Source organism: Bradyrhizobium sp. NBAIM18 (assembly GCF_020193825.1).
Lineage (GTDB): Bacteria > Pseudomonadota > Alphaproteobacteria > Rhizobiales > Xanthobacteraceae > Bradyrhizobium > Bradyrhizobium yuanmingense.
Map to the genome: position 1 here is coordinate 202,248 of NZ_JADYVO010000003.1, position 15,840 is coordinate 218,087.

General features: G+C 59.1%; 14 protein-coding genes. 1 reads left to right on the forward strand and 13 read right to left on the reverse strand.

Annotated features, from left to right (window positions below; all coding sequences use genetic code 11):
• Positions 1 to 66: 66 nt before the first annotated feature.
• From I6F17_RS08445 to I6F17_RS08470, 6 genes are all read right to left on the reverse strand, one after another.
• Positions 67 to 429, reverse strand: a complete 363-nt coding sequence (locus tag I6F17_RS08445; protein ID WP_036008279.1) for an SgcJ/EcaC family oxidoreductase — start codon at positions 427 to 429, stop codon at positions 67 to 69.
• A gap of 214 nt (positions 430 to 643) precedes the next feature.
• Positions 644 to 2,056, reverse strand: a complete 1,413-nt coding sequence (gene pyk / locus I6F17_RS08450) for a pyruvate kinase (protein ID WP_225125240.1) — start codon at positions 2,054 to 2,056, stop codon at positions 644 to 646.
• Positions 2,057 to 2,070: 14 nt separating this feature from the next.
• The gene (locus I6F17_RS08455; protein WP_225125239.1) at positions 2,071 to 3,702 is read right to left on the reverse strand and encodes an NADP-dependent glyceraldehyde-3-phosphate dehydrogenase; all 1,632 of its coding nucleotides are present in this window, start codon (positions 3,700 to 3,702) and stop codon (positions 2,071 to 2,073) included.
• A gap of 208 nt (positions 3,703 to 3,910) precedes the next feature.
• On the reverse strand, positions 3,911 to 5,680 hold the full coding sequence (locus I6F17_RS08460) for an FAD-dependent oxidoreductase (RefSeq protein ID WP_225133359.1): 1,770 nt from the start codon (positions 5,678 to 5,680) through the stop codon (positions 3,911 to 3,913).
• Positions 5,681 to 5,709: 29 nt separating this feature from the next.
• Positions 5,710 to 6,540: a phosphoenolpyruvate hydrolase family protein gene (locus I6F17_RS08465; RefSeq protein WP_051056930.1), complete on the reverse strand. Its 831-nt coding sequence runs from the start codon at positions 6,538 to 6,540 to the stop codon at positions 5,710 to 5,712.
• Positions 6,527 to 7,792, reverse strand: a complete 1,266-nt coding sequence (locus tag I6F17_RS08470; RefSeq protein WP_225125237.1) for a Tm-1-like ATP-binding domain-containing protein — start codon at positions 7,790 to 7,792, stop codon at positions 6,527 to 6,529. Before I6F17_RS08470 ends, I6F17_RS08465 begins: the two co-directional genes overlap by 14 nt.
• A 157-nt stretch (positions 7,793 to 7,949) precedes the next feature.
• On the opposite strand from I6F17_RS08470, the gene I6F17_RS08475 reads away from it, so the two are divergent.
• Complete coding sequence (locus I6F17_RS08475; RefSeq protein WP_225125236.1) at positions 7,950 to 8,504, forward strand: hypothetical protein; 555 nt, start codon at positions 7,950 to 7,952, stop codon at positions 8,502 to 8,504.
• 11 nt (positions 8,505 to 8,515) lie between these two features.
• Here I6F17_RS08475 and I6F17_RS37915 read toward each other — a convergent pair whose 3' ends face one another.
• Genes I6F17_RS37915 through I6F17_RS08510 form a run of 7 tightly spaced genes read right to left on the reverse strand, consistent with a single transcriptional unit; the run spans position 8,516 to position 15,771 of the window.
• Positions 8,516 to 10,270, reverse strand: coding sequence for a phosphoenolpyruvate hydrolase family protein (locus tag I6F17_RS37915; RefSeq protein ID WP_225125235.1), 1,755 nt, complete (start codon positions 10,268 to 10,270; stop codon positions 8,516 to 8,518).
• 58 nt (positions 10,271 to 10,328) lie between these two features.
• The gene (gene ugpC, locus I6F17_RS08485) at positions 10,329 to 11,438 is read right to left on the reverse strand and encodes a sn-glycerol-3-phosphate ABC transporter ATP-binding protein UgpC (RefSeq protein WP_225125234.1); all 1,110 of its coding nucleotides are present in this window, start codon (positions 11,436 to 11,438) and stop codon (positions 10,329 to 10,331) included.
• Positions 11,438 to 12,265, reverse strand: a complete 828-nt coding sequence (locus I6F17_RS08490; protein ID WP_036008283.1) for an HAD-IIA family hydrolase — start codon at positions 12,263 to 12,265, stop codon at positions 11,438 to 11,440. Before I6F17_RS08490 ends, ugpC begins: the two co-directional genes overlap by 1 nt.
• Positions 12,258 to 13,028: an SDR family oxidoreductase gene (locus tag I6F17_RS08495; protein WP_036008286.1), complete on the reverse strand. Its 771-nt coding sequence runs from the start codon at positions 13,026 to 13,028 to the stop codon at positions 12,258 to 12,260. The genes I6F17_RS08490 and I6F17_RS08495 overlap by 8 nt, the downstream gene beginning before the upstream one ends.
• Positions 13,028 to 13,948 carry a ribokinase gene (locus tag I6F17_RS08500; RefSeq protein ID WP_225125233.1) on the reverse strand — a complete coding sequence of 307 codons (921 nt, stop codon included), beginning with the start codon at positions 13,946 to 13,948 and terminating at the stop codon, positions 13,028 to 13,030. The genes I6F17_RS08495 and I6F17_RS08500 overlap by 1 nt, the downstream gene beginning before the upstream one ends.
• Before the next feature lie 14 nt (positions 13,949 to 13,962).
• On the reverse strand, positions 13,963 to 14,790 hold the full coding sequence (locus I6F17_RS08505; protein WP_225125232.1) for a carbohydrate ABC transporter permease: 828 nt from the start codon (positions 14,788 to 14,790) through the stop codon (positions 13,963 to 13,965).
• A 45-nt stretch (positions 14,791 to 14,835) separates the two neighbouring features.
• Positions 14,836 to 15,771, reverse strand: coding sequence for a sugar ABC transporter permease (locus I6F17_RS08510; RefSeq protein ID WP_225125231.1), 936 nt, complete (start codon positions 15,769 to 15,771; stop codon positions 14,836 to 14,838).
• Positions 15,772 to 15,840 lie beyond the last annotated feature (69 nt).

A 15,840-nucleotide genomic window follows, 5' to 3' on the forward strand; every position in this document is an offset into this window, starting at 1 on the left:
TGACGCAAAGCGGATTGGATGTGTTGTTCGAACACATCCTCGTCGCGGGCAAATTTTACAGATCGACTAGTCAGGGGCTGCGGACGAATGATGATGCAAGATCTGCCACGCATCGTCTTTGTGGCTCAGCACGAAGGTGAAACGAGCCGGTGTCGCCGCTATGTGATCCGTGGAAGATTGGGAAAAGACATAATTGCCCACCACCAGAACGAGGTTGGCGGCCAATCTCGCAGAACGCCAAGCTTCAAATTCCACTGTATGCGTCCGACGGAAATAGGTTCGAATCTCTTCAGCACCCGAATAGAGCTTCGAGCTCGATGTACCGTACAGTAGCGCGTCACGTGCGTACAAGGCCGCCAGCTTGTCTACGTCGTGAGCGTTGAAGGCTTGCGCCCAGAGCACCAGGAACGCGCGCACGTCCGGCATCATATCGTCTCGATTAGAATTAGATACCCACTTAAATGACGAAGACATCTTGCTGGAATACTGTAAAACACGAGATGAGTCGCTTTTGACACTTCCTGGCGATCGACCATTGAGATTGCCGCCTCAAAAGATCGCCGCTGCTGGATTGCTCCAACAGCGGCTTAGTCTAGGGAGGAAGCAGACAAGCCGGCCTGCCAGCGGATCGCATTACGTGACCTTAGCAAGCGGCAACACGGAGATTGTTGGTTGCGCCCCTCAGTCCAAATGGCACTCCGGAGATCACGATCGCTAAATCACCCGGCTCGGCGTAGCCTTCCTTGCGCGCCGTCGCCGCCGCTATTTGCGTGATGTCATCGGAGCTGGAGGGGTCGGCTGCAACAATGCTGTGTACCCCCCACAGCAAGCTCATGCGCCCCGCGACCCTCTCGTCTGGCGTAAGAGCGAGAATCGGGACCAGCGGCCTTCTACGCGCGATACGAGCGGCGGTGGTCCCGCTTGCGGTGAACCCGATGATCGCCCTCGCATCAATGGCGGCCGCCAGATCCGCGCCCGCGGCCGCAACCGCATGAGGAGGCGTGATTTCCTCACCGACCTGCGAGGCGTCGAGAAGCGACCGATAGAGATGATGCCGCTCGGTGCTTTTGATGATTCTGTCCATCATGGTAACCGCCTCGATGGGATAGGCTCCGCTCGCCGATTCAGCAGAAAGCATGACAGCGTCGGCACCATCGTAGATGGCGGTCGCGACATCGGACGCTTCCGCGCGCGTCGGCGTCGGCATAGCCGTCATCGAATCCAGCATCTGCGTTGCGACGATCACGGGCTTGGCGGCAAGCCGACAGGCGCGAACGAGCTCCTTCTGTCGCGGAGGCACCTCCTCGAGCGGGATCTCAACACCAAGATCGCCGCGCGCGACCATAATGCCGTCCGACAGGGCAATGATATCGCCGATACATTCGAGCGCCATGGGCGTCTCGATCTTGGCTATCAGACCTGCAGCTTCACCGATCAGGGAACGTGCTTCGAGGAGGTCCGATGGTCTTTGAACGAACGACAGAGCGACCCAGTCGACGCCAAGTTCAAGGCCGAAGGCTAAGTCGGTGCGATCCTTATGGGTCAAGGGGGATATATCAAGGAGTGCACCTGGGAGGTTTACCCCTTTGTGGTCACGGATCACGCCGCCCACGACAACTCTCGCGACGATCTCCTTGTCGCCGGGACTAACAACACTTAGACGCACTCGGCCGTCATCGATCAGGACGTCTTGGCCGGGATGGACGGCTGCGAAGATTTCGGGATGAGGCAGGGGAATGGATTGTTTTCCGTCCCCTCCTCCGTCGAGCGAAAAGCGGACCGTTTCGCCCGCATTCAGCATCAGCTTTCCGCCATCTAATGAGCCGATGCGAAGCTTCGGTCCTTGCAAATCCTGCAGCACGCCGATTGGCGTGCCGACCTCGTGTTCAAGCCGCCGGATCGACGCAAGAACCCCCGCATGGTCATCATGCGATCCGTGACTGAAATTGAGCCGGAACGTGTCCGCACCTGAAAAATAAAGAGAGCGGATCATCTCGGGTGCGGCCGTCGCCGGCCCCACCGTTGCTACAATTTTGGCAAAGCGAGAGCGACGCATCTTGGATCCCCTAGTTAGAGGATGAAACCAGTGTGAACGAAATTGGAATGCCGTCCCTCGACGATGGTATTCAGAATCTCGCGCGATGGGCTCGTATACTTCGCGGCCACCATCGATCGAATGGAAAACGAACGTAGCGCATCCGTGACCGACAAGGTGCCTTCGGCCGCATCCTTCCTGCCCGTGAAGGGAAACACGTCCGGCCCACGCTGACATTGACAGTTCAAGTTGACGCGGCAGACTTGATTGACCAGGACATCCGACATGCGACCGATCACGTCGGGGTCGCGGGCGAACAAGCTTACCTGCTGGCCATGTTCAGAGGTGGCCACGTAATCAAGCGCGAGGTCGACATCCTCGAAGTTCGACATGGGGATGAGTGGTCCGAACTGCTCCTCCCGAAAGAGCCGCATGGACGGCCCCACAGGATAGACGACTGCGGGATAGAAAAGAGTGCCTACGGCCGTACCCCCGCCGGCGTTGAGAATACGGGCGCCCTTCGTTACGGCGTCATCTAGAAGCGCGCTCATCTGGTTTACTTTCTCGACACTTGGCAAGGGCGTCAGAGTCACGTCTGGCGCCCAGGGCATACCGATTTTTAGTTGGGCGAGCTCCGCTTGTAGCGCCGATATGAACGAATCAGCGACATCGCGGTGCACGAGCAGCATCTTCAGGGCCGTACAGCGCTGTCCATTGAATGAGAGCGCGCCTAGTAGGCATTCCTTTGCTGCGAGTGCGATATCAGCATCAGGCATAACGATCGCCGCGTTCTTTGCGTCGAGACCGAGAATGGCACGCAGACGGTTGGTTTTTGGGTGGAGTTTTTTAAGGTGGTCGGCCACTCGGCTCGAGCCGATTAGCGTAAGGACATTGATTTGGCCGGTCTCAAGAAGTGTCGGGACGATTTCCGCGCCTTCACCGTAGGCGAAGTTGACTACTCCAGGCGGGAACGCGGCCCGGAACACCTCCAGCAGCGGTTCGAACAAGAGAACGCCGTGTCGGGGCGGCTTGAAGACGACGCAATTGCCCATGATCAACGCCGGAATGAGCGTCGCGAAAGTTTCATTCAGGGGATAGTTGTATGGCCCCATGCAGAGGACAACGCCGAGTGGCGTTCGGCGTATCAGGGCAATCACTCCTTCAACGATTTCAAACCGCGAGTTGGCATTGTCGAGATTGCGCACCGCGTCGATTGTTTGCCGGACGTAGTCCACTGTGCGGTCAAATTCCTTTTCTGAATCCGCGAGCGTTTTGCCAATCTCCCACATGATAAGCCGTGTGACTTCGGCGCGGCGCGCACACATTCCGGCGAGAAATCTTTGCATCGCCAGGATGCGCTCTGAAACACGCATGGTGGGCCACGCGCCGCGCCCGCTGTCGTATGCAGCAACCGCAGCGTCGAGTGCGGTTATCGCCGTCGCGACGTCGCCGGACGGATGGCTGCCGATCCGCATCTGCGTCAACCCGCCATTACTTCCGCGGACCATCACGGGAGACAGAACGTTCTTGACCGGCCCTATCCAGTCCCGCATTTCGCCGTTAACGAGGACACTCCGCTGTTCAATGGGCGCAATGGCGGCCTCGTGCAAAGCCGCGTCATCGGCAGTCGGAAAGAGCAAGCTGAGATTATCGCGGCTCATCATCATGATTCACAACAAGGACTGGTATCCGAAGAGACAACGAAGTCGCGCAGATCACAGTGCCGCGACGGCCTCCCCCTTTTCTGACGGCCTAGCATCAAGACTATCGGCTCACACTTATAGCGCCCTTCGGCACGTCGCCGCCCCGCTCGAACGGAACCGCAAGCATCGGCAAAATTTCCGCGATCGCAGGGCGGCAATCTCAATCCTCCCTTTAGGAAGCCACTCGTTTCTCGGTATTGGAGGCGGCGAGGATATCCGCCACAGCACGGTAGCTGAAGACGATCGCGGGACCGATTGTGATCCCTGCTCCCGGGTAGATTCCGCGCATTGGCGAAGTCATGTCGTTGCCGCAGGCGTAGAGACCAGGGATCGGCTTGCGCTGTGCGTCCAGAACTTTACCGCAGCTATCGGTTGCGAGGCCCGACGCAGTGCCGAGCGTTGCCGGAACGATCGGCAGCGCAATGAAGGGGCCCTTTCGGATCGGTCCGAGATTTGGGTTCTTTGCTCCGACCGATGGATCCCCAAGCGTGCGGTTGAAGGCCGACTCACCACGCTTGAAGAGTGGATCGATCCCTGTGGCGGCGTGGGCGTTGTGCTCCTCGATCGTTCTCTCGAGCTCGGCTGGGTCGAGTCCGATTTCCCTGGCAAGCTCTGGGATTGTTCGGCCCACCTTGATATATCCAAGCCGCGCGTATTTCCGGATGCTCAGCGTCCATGGCCACGGCAACAGATGTCCCATGCCTCTGAGGCGAACGAAATCGTAATCACAGACGAAATAGAACCGCTTGTCTGCGGGGTATCCGTTTGCGAACATCGCCAGGCAAATGTCATGGTAGGAGTTGGACTCATTTACGAATCGGCGCCCGTTCGGCGCGACCGCGATGACGCCGGGACGCCCCCGATCGAGCCAGCCATACGGGACAACTTGTGAGCTGCTCCTGGTCTTGAGAATCGATACTGGTGTCCAGAACCCTGCGGACGCGACATCCTTATCGACTGCGGCTCCGACCTTCGTTGCAAGCTCAATGCCATCGCCGGTGACATCGGGATGAGCCAGGGTGTCGTCATGCTGATGCGGTCCGCTCAGCTCGGCTCTCAGCTGGGCGTTGCGCGCGAAGCCGCCGGTTGCGAGGACGACGCCATGGGAAGCACGCACGCGAAGCTCGGAATTGGCGTGTTTGATGATTGCCCCCGTGACGCGCCCATCCTCCTTGATGAGTTCAAGAAGAGTAGACGCCGGCCATATTTCGACATTGAGCTTGCGCAAGCTCACCAGCAAGCGAGCGATCAACGCGTTGCCTCCACTGAATTCCGTGCCGCGCCTATAGCTCAAGCGATCCCGTGCGTAGCGGCTGACGCGGCGCAGGACGTGCTTGAGGGACGAGAAGGATTGAAACGGATTCAGGAAGCTTCGGACCTCGCCGGACGAGATCATCATCCCTCCGAGTACAACACGAATGGGATCCCCGATGAGATTGAAGTCTTTGCCGAGAAGGCGCGCATCGTAGGGGGCAGGGCTGAGTGCCCGGCCCTTGTCTACGCCGCCGACTTGGCTCGAGTGATAATCGGGCGCTGAGGCCAGTGTGAACTTGACCTCTGTCCCGTTCTCGAGCGAAGCAAGCGCGGTTGGACCGTCCTCCAGATAGGCTTCGATGAGGTCTGGCCGGTAGTAATTGCCCAGCTCATGCTGAAGATAGGTCCGGGCCTTGGCAAACGAGTCCTCGATTTTTGCGGACCGCGCCTGGGGCGAGCAGGGAATCCAGATCATGCCGTTTGAGAGAGCCGTCGTTCCGCCAAGTCGCGGAGATTTTTCACAGACGGTCACTCGAAGTCCAGCCTTCGCCGCATAGAGGGCGGCTGACAGACCGGCTGCGCCGCTACCGATCACGAGGACATCGGCTTCCCTATCATCCGCCGATCTGCCCGCTCGGGAGAGCGTCACCTTGTTCTGCTTGCCTGATTGGCTGATTGGCTCGTTCATTCCAGCCTCTTTTTTATTTGCGATGAACATCAGTTTTGCTGCGGCAGAGGAACGGCTTTAAATTCCTCTGCCGCTGCCTTCACTGCACGTTCGATTGGAATCCGTTCGATGGAGGAGGCGCCAACGAAGCCGACACATTCGGTCGAGCGGTAAACTTCATACGTATCCTGTGGCTCGGCGATTGCCCCACCGTGGCAGAGGAGAATGATATCCGATCGGACCCCCTTGGCTGCCGCGTTGATCTCGTTGATGCGCCTGATCGCCTCCTGGATCGACTGTCCTTCCTCGTGGCCCACGAGCCCGCCCCGGGTAGCGCCGACATGAGGGACAATGCAGTCCGCTCCGCTACTCGCCATGGCTTTGGCGTCGTCAGGGCTCGCTACGTAGGCGAGCGAGAAGATGTTCTTCTTGCGGGCAGTCGCAATCATCTCGACCTCGCGCTCGAAGCCGAGCCCTACACGACCGCGGCGGTCACGCCATTTTTCTCCCATGGTGGAGATGGTCGGGTAGTTGATCACGCCGGAGAAGCCAGCAGCAGAGAACTTGTCCAGAAGAGCATCAAGATCAAGCCGGAGAGGATCCCAAGCTTCAACGCCGCCAATCACCGGCACAGAAGATACGACGTTGCGGATTTCCGCAGCGAGCTCCAACGTTCGGTCATTGGAATCACCGATGCGACTGGTGGGAAGGCCCATGAGCCGCGAGAGACCCGTGCTGTAGACCACCAGCATATCGGCCCCTCCGAGCGCAGCACATTTTGCGACCAACCCACAGCTGCTGGCCGCGGCGAGAATCGCTTTTCGGTCCGCGACTTGGCTTGCGATCCTCGAAACAATTTCCGCTCGATCAAATATTCGCACGAAATAGACCTCCCAGGTCCAAGTGCTCGAGGATCCACGTCACGGCGGCCTCGGCAAATTCGGGGTCGTTGATGTGGCAGCTGAGTTCGCGGACCGCGATCTCTGGCCGGAGACTGGTCTTGATTGCCTGCAGCCAGGCCTGGTCGGCTTCCGTGTCACGAAATACGCCGCCCTCCCGGTCGTAGTCCGACACGCCTTTGGCTGGCCAAAGCACGATGGCAGGCCCCTGGGCCTGCGACAGCCGCTCGGCCGTAAGCTCGCCGATACTGGCATTCTCGGCAGGCGTCGTACGCATCAGTGTCGTGTAAGGAGTATGGGAGTAGAACCGGCGGTTTCGGAATTGATCGGGTACGCTGGAGGGCGGGCCGAAATTAACCATGTCAACCGCGCCGGGTGCGATGACTTGCGGGATCTGTTGGTGCGAGGCCGCCTTGAGCCGATCGGGGCCGGCGCTGGCTGTGCCTCCCACGAGTTCATCGGCCAACTCCGTTGTAGTCAGATCGATCACGGCATCGAATTCGCCGGCAGCGATCAGCTGCTCCATTTTCCGGCCACCGGCTCCGTTGGCCGGAAACACGATCGCGTGCAGGCCGGCATCGGCAAGCAGGGACACGCACTGATTTGCTGCAGGCGTCGTCACGCCGAAGGCCGTGATCGCAACGACCTTCCTCTCGCGTTCACGCTTGCTGGGTTGATAATGCATGGCGGAAATAGCCCGCCCTGCATTCTCCAGCACTCGTGCCGTGAACGCGTTGATACCGAAGAGATCGACCAGCGTTGGGTACAGGACGATGTCGTGATGGGTCGCGAGTTCAGCGAGGAGCGCTGGCCGCGCACTCGTCACCAGCAGCTTCGGAAAGCCATAAGGCAAATCAGACGCGATCTCGCCGAAAACAGCGCTCCCCTTGCCTCCCGCAATCGCCACGATCGCGCTGATCTCGCCGGAGGCCAGGAGCCCGGCAACTCGCGTGCGCGTAGTGGCGGCTATCTCTTTCAGGAGCTCGGCTGGTGACGCCAGGCGCGCTCCCGCACCGTCAGCTGGCCGCGCCAGATTCCGATTGGCGGACGTGCCAATATCGATCTGGACGGTACTTCTGCCTTGTCCCTTGATGACATCCGCAAGGAAAGAGGCTTCCTTCCCCTTGGTGTCCATTGTGGCCACGACCGCGACCGCGCCCAAGGCCGCAGTTGCTGGCTCGAATAGATGACCATCCCGGACCGACCTCTGGCCGTCCGCGCAATGGTGAGACACGGTTGTCCTCCCGGACCATTTGTGACAGCAGGTGGTCTAGACCGGGCCCAAACCGGGTATAAGATCGACGAAGCGCGTAAATGGGTAAGATTGGGTAGAAGCCGTGAGAGCGACAATTATCGGCAAACTTGCCACAGACCTCTTGGTTCGCCGCGGCATGTCCCTGCAGATCTATGCCCCGTCGCTGCGCAGCCTTCCTGAGGACGCTATGCTCGTCATGGCGACCCTGCCTGTCATCGACTGGAACAACTGCCTATTGCGGGACTTGCACACTATCAAAAAGAGGACGCCCGTTCCTGCTTATGCGGCGATCGTCATGATCGATCCCTTTGCATGCTGGGAGGATTTCGCCGACTTGTTGAAAAATGCTGAGATCACCGGGATCATAAACTTTCCACCTGCGTCGATACTTGAACGGTCGAGCGGAGGCGTGCCCGTCGACACCGGACAGGAGCTCGAGCTTCGGCGCATGGAATGGTTCGCAAGCCTCGGGTTCAAGGCGTTGTTCGCGGCCGCCAACGAGTCGGACGTCACGGCGGCGGAGCGGCGGTTAGGTTCGCAACTGGATGGCGTGGTCTATTTGCCCCCGGAGGCGCTCGCTCTGACGATTGGAACCGACATGGGGCTGGTAAGCCTTGGACCTCAGGGGTCCCCGGTACCGAAGTTCGCGCTCCTGGAGGCAACCGCTTCAAGGCGGCCACTTCCAACGTGAGAAGCGCAGCGCTATTCGAGGATCCGCAGCTTCTTGATTTTGTTATATAGCGTTTTTCTTGAAAGCCCGAGAGAGCGGGCGGTCTTGCCTCGGTGAAGCCGGTTTCTTTTCAGGCCTTCAATGATCCACTCGCGTTCGGAGAGCGAAGCCGAGGGCTTGGCATGTGACTGGGCATCCAGAAGCGGTCTTAGCACATCGGCCGTGATGTGGGTTTGCCGCAGGCTCACGAGCTGGTTTACGATCTGGCGCAATTCCCGCAAATTGCCCGGCCAGTCATGACCGGCGAGCGCCAGGAATGCTGAATTTTCAATTGCAAGCGTCTGGGCCCTCGAATCTCCCTTCGCCTCGACCGTAAAGTGTTGAATCAGCTGCGGAAGATCCTCGAGCCGGTCTGGCAAGGAAGGGAGCTCAATATCGAGTCCCGCAAACAAAGCGAGCAGCCGGGGACATAACACAGTTTCAAGGCCAGCCCCCCGGGAGACGGTGGCGGTCGCGATGATCCGCGCCGTGGAGCGGACAACCGCGATACCGTTCAAAGGTGTGAAACCGCCAGTCTCGAGGTAATCGGCAAGACGCTCCTGCCCCTCGCGCGAAAGCTGGTCCACATGCAGCAGCAAGACCGCACCATCGCTTGACGTTTCCAGGAGCGACAATTGGCGCCTTCTGGTCTCATCGCGCTCGGCGCCAAACAACGCTCCCAGCGTATCGATCGCGGGGCCTGGCCGGCACTGGAACAGCGCCGCCTTGGCGTGCTTGCGATCGCTAAAGGCGAGTACGAGACCTGCTATTCTTCGTTTCCCCGAGCCGGCTTCGCCCCAGACAAGCACTGGATTGGGGTTGGCGGCCAAGCGTTTTGTCGTCTCGAGGATGCGCTTCATCGAAGACGCCTGCGCGATGACCCCGTGCCTGAATCCGCTCAACTGGAGCTGCCGTTCAAGCAGATCGACCTTCTCCCGCAATAAGTGGATGGTTTTGAAGCCCGAGGTCACCTCAAGGACGGACATCTCCAACGGCACGCGGTCCAGCGAAGAGCCTCCGATGAAACCTTGGATACCCGTCTCTCGGCAGATATCCAACAATTCGTCGGGCTTTGTAATCGGTCCGCCGCCAAGCAGGCAGATGGCACTCTTGTCGATGGATTGAGCAACGCGCGCAACAGCACTGGTGCGTGCTGCAAGCTCCGACAGGCTGATCGACGGGTCCGACGTGCTTTCGACACCGCGGTTTAGATTGAAGTTGATGCAGATCGCCTCAGCACCCGCTTCAACCATGCGCCTGGCCTCGGCTTGGGTGCGCGTATAGGCGATGGTCATCAGGCCGCGTTTTGCGGCCTTCACCAGAAGCTCGGTCTCTCGAGCGTAACCAAGGCCGCACTTCTCGAGCAACGACCTCCGGTAGTCATCGATGTGTATGACTGACGGAAAGTTGGTGACTCCGGAAAACCCCCATCTGATGATCCGATCGAGCCAGCGGTCAAGATCGAGCTGCGGATCGAACGTGCAGGCACCGAAGAATACGGGCAGTTTCGTGCTAGGCAGGATTTCGGTCCGTCCAAAGCTGGCCACGAACTCGTTGCAATTGCGGATTGGAAGAATGGATGCAGGCGAGGAGCCGCCCATCGCACGAAAACGGCCCGCATTGAGCGCAAGTACGAAATCTGCGCCCGCCCGTTCGGCCGCTCGTGCGGTCATGCCTGAACCGATTCCCGCCCCAAGTACAAAAGAGCGGGAATTTCGGAAGAACTGCCTGATACCGGCTCCCTTCACCTCATCCGTCCGCTATCCAAAACTCGAGCCGACATCATCGCCCGGCTTGAGCGAAAGACTAGCTCCAATTCGCCGGCGCATGCAACCGCCGAAGCGCCCTGCCGTTGCTCATGAACAGGTGGCAATCCGCGGGAGCAGCAGCAAGACGAAGCTTCCCCGCCCTCTTGAGCGGCTCTTTTGGCGCCTTGGCGACGACAGCTTCGTTTCCGGCGTTGCCGTAGATGTAGGTAACGCTGCCGAGATGCTCGACGAAATCGACATCGAGTTCGATGGCGATATCCTGCTGCGTCTGCGAGGACGCGGAGAAATCGTCGGGCCGAATTCCGAGCGTGATCGCCTTGCCGACCAATTCTTTGTCTGGTTGGACCGGGACGCAGACGCTGGTGCCGGCCTGAAGGCGCACGTCCATACCTCCCTGGTGCGCCGCCTCGACCTCGCCACCCAGGAAGTTCATTTTGGGCGAACCAATGAACCCTGCCACGAAGCGCGATGCCGGACTGTGGTAGAGGTCGTGCGGGCTGCCGACTTGCTCGATATTTCCGTCCTTGAGCACGACGATCTTGTCCGCCATGGTCATCGCCTCGACCTGGTCGTGTGTTACATAGATCATCGTGTTGCCGAGCTGCTTATGAAGCTTGGCAATCTGAACCCTCATCTGCACCCGCAATTCCGTGTCCAGGTTGGAGAGGGGCTCATCGAACAGGAACACCTTTGGTTCGCGCATGATTGCGCGCCCGATTGCGACGCGCTGCCGTTGTCCCCCTGAGAGTTGTCGGGGCTTGCGGTCCAGCAGATGATCCACCTGCAAGAGCGAAGCAGTCTCCCCTATCCTGGTGGCGATCTCGCCTCTCGCAGCCTTGGCCATACGCAGCGGGAAGGCAAGGTTCTCTCTCACGGTCATATGCGGATAGAGAGCGTAGCTTTGAAATACCATGCCGATGTTGCGGTCCGCCGCGTCGATATCGTTGACGAGCTCATTATCGATCAGGAGCCGCCCGCCGCTGATGGGCTCCAGCCCCCCTATCATGCGCAACAAAGTGGACTTGCCCGACCCAGATGGACCGACGAAGGCAACGAACTCGCCGTGATCTATTGTCAGGTCAATGTTGCGCAGGACTTCTATCGTTCCATACACCTTCCTAACGCCTTGCAGGCGCACATCGGCCATCATACCCTCCTCTGTCGTGACGGCCCCGAGAGAGTCGCGGTCACATCGATCTCGCCCAAGCTCGACACGATGAAATCGGGCGGCTTCAAAGACGGGTCCTCTCGGGCCGGCACACCGGTCGTGACAAGCACGCTCGGTAGACCTGCCCTCTTTCCGGCCTGAATATCGGTCTGAATTTGATCGCCGATTAGAATAGTCGAATCGCGAGCGGTACCAAGCCGAGAAAGTGCCGTTTCGATCATATGCGGTTCGGGCTTACCGGCGATCAACGGTCTCACTTGCGTGGCAGCAGCAATAGCTGCGATCGCTGCACCAGCTCCTGGTTCGAATCCGCTCGCCGTCGGCAGCAGAAGATCCGGATTGGTGCCGATAAAAGCGGCTCCATTCAGGATCGCGTCAACCGCGATCCGCATCTTCTCGTGCGTGATCTCGCGATCGAGCCCCATCACTACGGCTTCGGGTGTTCGCTCGGTGACCTCGAGTCCTGCGCCAACCAAGGCCTTCACGAGGGAGGGAGCACCGATAACATAGACGCGTCTCAATTCTGGGTATTTCGCACGGATGAGCTCCGCGGCCGTGACAGCGCTTGTAACCACCTGCTCGGGCGCAATTGCAAGACCGTGTCCTTCCAGCTTGCGGACGACGTCCTCTGGCGTGTGCGTCGAATTGTTCGTCACGAAACAAAATCGCAGGCCGGCTGTCTGCCACCGAGCGAATGCTCCTATCGCATCTGCGATCGCTGCGTGCCCGCGATAGACCACCCCGTCCAGATCCGAGATGATGCCTTGGATTGGTGGCCAGCTGAGGTGAGAGCCTGCGCTAGCCATTCATCAGCATCCCGCCGTTCACATGAACAATCTGCCCGGTCATGTAGGAGGCTGCGGGACTTGCGAGGAAGACCGCAAGCCCAGCGATATCCTCGGGCAATCCGACCCGCCCCAAAGGAATTCGGCCACTATGCCGTGCCTCGGTCTCCTCCCGCGGACGGCCGTGCATGGGTGTATCGATGATGCCGGGCGCGATTGCGTTGACGTTGATGTTGAGAGGAGCGCATTCGTAGGCGAGGAGCTTGGTTACGTCGTGAACGATCGCCTTCGACAAGCAATAGTCGGCTCCGCCGGCCTGATAGTTGAAAACGGCGCCTTGCGAGGACAGTGAGGAGCCGACATTGACTATGCGACCGCCTTTGCTGTTCATAAAACGCTCGATGACCAGCTTCGAGCAGCGCAGCACGGCGACCGAGTTGATCTGTATGGTGCGCTCTATCTTGTCAGCATTGCCGCTGAGAAGCGGCTGGGCCGATTTTATGCCGGCGTTGTTGATCAACACGTCAAGCCTGCCGAACAGCCTGGCGATCTCGTCGAGAACCCTTGCAACGTCTTCCTCGCGCGCCACATCCATCGCCATTGGCAATATGCCGTTCCCGTGAGGTAACCTCGTCAGAATGTCCCGGAGGTTCTCCAGGTTCGCGTCTGTCGCCAGGACGTTTGCTCCGCCTTGGCGGAAGGCATTGGCAATGGAGGAGCCTATGCCGCCGCCGGCCCCGGTGACGAGCACGGTCCTGTCTGCAACTGAGAACTGTTCGGTCATTACAACTCCAAGATCGTTTGGGATTTCAGGAACTCGTCGACGGCCTCGCCGGTCGGCATGGAGCTTTGGGCGCCGCGTCGTGTCACGCACAATGCGGCCACTGCCAGCGCCCTTTTGACGGCTTCTCGCAACGGCAGCCGCTGGGCGAGTGACGCTGCGAAGCCCCCATTGAACGCATCGCCCGCAGCGGTCGTGTCAACGACCTTCACGGGAAATGCCCGCAGGGCAAAAGCCCGCTCCGCATCGGCGTAAAAGGCCCCCTGCGCTCCGAGAGTAATCAGCGCTGCGTTTGGACCGAGGTCGAGTAGTTTTCCGGCGGCGTGAGCGGCACCCTCAAAGTCGTGCACCTCGACCCCGGTTAACTCAAAAGCTTCGGTTTGGTTCGGAGTGACGAAATTGACGTTTCTCCATGCCGCCGATGAAAGCCCGGCTCTAACTGGCGCTGGATTGAAAATGAGTTCAAATCCCTTTGCCCGTTTCATCTCAAAGAGGCGATTAAGAGCGGGAATCGGCATGCCCATCTCGGCAACAACGATCGCGTCGTGCTCAATGAATTCCGCGGCTCTATCGATCATGGCAGGGGTGACGTTCAGATTAGCGCCGGGATCTATGACGATCATGTTGGAGCCATCGTCACCGACCAGAACGAGAGCTGATCCCGATATTTCTCCTGGGCACACTTCGATAGCGTCAGCGCGAACGCCCGCATCCCGCAGGGACAGCGACAGCGATCGACCGGCATCATCGTCTCCGAGCCGCGTGTAAAAGTGTGGGCGCAGTCCAAGCCGAGCAGCAGCAACAGCCTGGTTGGCGCCCTTGCCTCCGGGGTTGCGATTCAAGGCTCCCATGAGGCTTTCGCCCGGTGTCGGAAGCCGCTCGACATTGAAGCAGAGATCAAGATTGGTCGTTCCGAAGAACATCAATGGCCTGGGGCTCATTTCACGGCACCGAAGGTAAGACCACGTTCAAGATGACGCTGGCCGAGGACGATCAGAACGACGGGAATGACCATGGTCACCACAAGTCCGGCGGCCATGACGGGGTAGAATTGGACGCCCGGATTGAGCAGCTTGAGAAGAGCTACCGTCACCGGCGCCCTGGTCGAGCTCAAGATCAGACCGAGCGCGAAGTTGTGCCATGCGAGCAGAAAAATGAGCAATGAGGCGCCTATCAGACCCGGCTTTAAGAGCGGCAGCACGATGTGCAGCACGATGCGGAACGGCTTTGCACCATCCATGGCGGCCGCTTCCTCGATGTCCTTCGGGATGTCTTCGATATAGGAGCGGCTCAGCCAGACGATCATCGGCAGGGTGACGACCTGGTAAACCCAGATCATCCCGAAATAGGTATCGTACAGCCCAATTCTCTGGAAAACGCTAAAGAGCGGGATGACGACCAGCAACGCCGGAGCAAAGCGGAAGCCCAGGATAAAGAAAGCGATATCTTCCTTGAAAGGTACGTCGCGCCTCGCCAGCACGTATCCGGCGGGCACTCCGACGACCACAGAGATCGTAACGGCGCCAAACGCAATCACTACGCTGTTCGCGATCGGTGTCAGGAAATCAACCTTGATGGTACCGTAACTGGTCGCGCCGGCCTGGGCGACGTCAAAGAGGACGCGAAAGTTCTCCAGCGTTGGCGTGAATATGAACGTCGGCGGCCACGTCATGACCTCGGACTGCTGTTTGAGCGACATCATCACGATCCAGACGAGGGGAAACGTCAGGATCAGCGCGCAAGCAGCGACCAGGACATTCAGCATCAGACTGGTAGAGGTTGATCGTCTCAAACGCATTGGCGACCTCGTTCAGCTTACACGCTGCCTAACGAAGCGCCACAGCTTGACCATGGCAAACGCTCCGACGAGCACGATCAACCAATTGATTACCATGAGCGCGGCACCGCGCCCAAAGGCAAGATTCTGGAAGGCGACAATGTAGGCGCGTACCGAAAGCACGGCGGTGCTATCGCCCGGCCCTCCTTGCGTGGTCCCAAAAATGATGTCGAACTGGTTGAGGGATTCGATCAGCCGAAATACCGCGGCAATCAGAATATATGGAGCGACGAGCGGTAACTCGATATACCGGAAGGTTGCCCAACCTTTCGCGCCGTTGACCCGAGCGGCCTCCCTCACCTCGTCGTTGATGCCCTGTAGACCGGCAAAGATGATCAGTGCGAAGAAAGGCGTGTAGGTCCACACGTCGATGAGAACCAGGGAGAACATCGCCGTCGTTGGATCCGAAATCCATGCAAAGCGGCTGATCCCAACAAGCGAGAGCAAATAATTCAGAATCCCGTTTTGCGGGTCCATCATCGTCGTCCACATGAGGGCGACGCTCATCGGCGGAAGGACGAGTGGCAGCAGAATGACAGGCCGCATCAAACGTGCAAGGAACACCTCCGTGGCGAATAGCTTTGCAAGCGCAAGTCCAAATATGGCTTCTACTAGTACAGCCAATCCCGCGTAGCCGAGGGTCGCGCGAACGCTGCTCCAGAAATCTTCAGTCTTGATCAGGGCTGCATAGTTGTTGAACCCAACTAAGTGGACCAGCGGTCGTCCAAACCGGAGATCTGTAAGAGACTGAAAGATTCCGTAGAAGAACAGGAAAAGAAAGCCGAGCAGGACGACGATAGCGGGTACGACCGCGGCAATGCTCCACCAGTCGAGACGCCGCTCGCCGGCACTTTTCACCGGCTCGTCCTTCGACGAGGCAAGTTGACCGGCCGTAGGCTGTAGCGTCACGGTCCCGTTAATCCCTCGAGGATCCATCACTCTAACTCTAGGATGCGAGGCGGCGGCAACTGACCTTGC

Bases quoted from the DNA above. Each gene is read 5' to 3' on its own strand.
- I6F17_RS08445 (WP_036008279.1), bottom strand. From the start codon at position 429: ATGATGCCGGACGTGCGCGCGTTCCTGGTGCTCTGGGCGCAAGCCTTC.
- pyk (WP_225125240.1), bottom strand. From the start codon at position 2,056: ATGCGTCGCTCTCGCTTTGCCAAAATTGTAGCAACGGTGGGGCCGGCG.
- I6F17_RS08455 (WP_225125239.1), bottom strand. From the start codon at position 3,702: ATGATGATGAGCCGCGATAATCTCAGCTTGCTCTTTCCGACTGCCGAT.
- I6F17_RS08460 (WP_225133359.1), bottom strand. From the start codon at position 5,680: ATGAACGAGCCAATCAGCCAATCAGGCAAGCAGAACAAGGTGACGCTC.
- I6F17_RS08475 (WP_225125236.1), top strand. From the start codon at position 7,950: ATGTCCCTGCAGATCTATGCCCCGTCGCTGCGCAGCCTTCCTGAGGAC.
- ugpC (WP_225125234.1), bottom strand. From the start codon at position 11,438: ATGGCCGATGTGCGCCTGCAAGGCGTTAGGAAGGTGTATGGAACGATA.
- I6F17_RS08490 (WP_036008283.1), bottom strand. From the start codon at position 12,265: ATGGCTAGCGCAGGCTCTCACCTCAGCTGGCCACCAATCCAAGGCATC.
- I6F17_RS08495 (WP_036008286.1), bottom strand. From the start codon at position 13,028: ATGACCGAACAGTTCTCAGTTGCAGACAGGACCGTGCTCGTCACCGGG.
- I6F17_RS08500 (WP_225125233.1), bottom strand. From the start codon at position 13,948: ATGTTCTTCGGAACGACCAATCTTGATCTCTGCTTCAATGTCGAGCGG.
- I6F17_RS08505 (WP_225125232.1), bottom strand. From the start codon at position 14,790: ATGCTGAATGTCCTGGTCGCTGCTTGCGCGCTGATCCTGACGTTTCCC.